Genomic DNA, 810 nt, shown 5'->3' on the forward strand with positions numbered 1-810 from the left:
GGCGTCCCGGGCCTCGCGCGCGGACAGGCAGCCGCCGTCACGCGGGGCGTCGAGGCCGCCGTCGTCCGGCAAAGCCTTGGGCGAGAGGCGCTCCGGCCGGTCCTCCCGGGGCACGCGCTTGTAGAGACCGGGGGACGGCCCGTCCGGTCCGCCGTCGGCGGAGGGCGGGATCCGCAGATACTCGCCCGCGCCCGGCGCCGGCACGAGGATGCGCGGGCGGCCGTCCTCGCGCGCGCCGTCCTGCGCCGACGCGCCGACGAGCGTCGCCGTCAGCCAGACGGCGACGCCGAGCCCGACCAACGCGCGCGCAAGACAGGAGAGGATCATGTGGGGGACTATGTTCAACCGGGCTGAACCCTTGATGAACGCGCCATGACGGGAGGGCTCGCGCAGATATGCGCGCCGGGCGGGACGGCGCGACGCCTCGCCCTCTGGCGCATATAGGCGCGGCGCCGCATTCTGCCCGCCATGCCCAGTCTTCGCCACCGCAGGGTTTTCGTCCTCGCCCTTCTGTTATGGACGGCGGTGTGCGGGCTCGTGTTCGACTACATGATCATCCACATGCGCTTCGCGGACGAGCCGTGGTTTCCGGCGCTTGGCGTGATGCTCTACGCCACCGGCATCTTCGTGATCACGGTCGTGCGCTTCGACCAGCTCAAGCGGCTGTAGGTCCGGGCTGAAAGGCCCGAGGCTACAGCGCCAGAGACACGATCACGCACAGGCCGGCCCCGCCGGGGCCGCCCTCGCCCGAACCGGTGGCCGTTCGGCCTGCGCCCCCGCCGCCTCCGCCGCCCCCTCCGCCGCGGTTGC

2 protein-coding genes are annotated in these 810 nt (G+C 73.0%); one reads left to right on the forward strand and one right to left on the reverse strand.

What is annotated here, in order from left to right; all coding sequences use genetic code 11:
- A partial coding sequence (locus ACFQ4O_RS17935; RefSeq protein WP_378777781.1) for a hypothetical protein occupies positions 1-345 on the reverse strand: 345 nt, incomplete at its 3' end.
- A gap of 180 nt (positions 346-525) precedes the next feature.
- On the opposite strand from ACFQ4O_RS17935, the gene ACFQ4O_RS17940 reads away from it, so the two are divergent.
- Positions 526-669, forward strand: a complete 144-nt coding sequence (locus ACFQ4O_RS17940; RefSeq protein ID WP_378777783.1) for a hypothetical protein — start codon at positions 526-528, stop codon at positions 667-669.
- The last annotated feature ends 141 nt before the right edge of the window (positions 670-810 follow it).

Origin of the sequence: Methylopila musalis, from assembly GCF_042679725.1 — a bacterium.
GTDB classification, from domain to species: Bacteria; Pseudomonadota; Alphaproteobacteria; order Rhizobiales; family Methylopilaceae; genus Methylopila; species Methylopila musalis.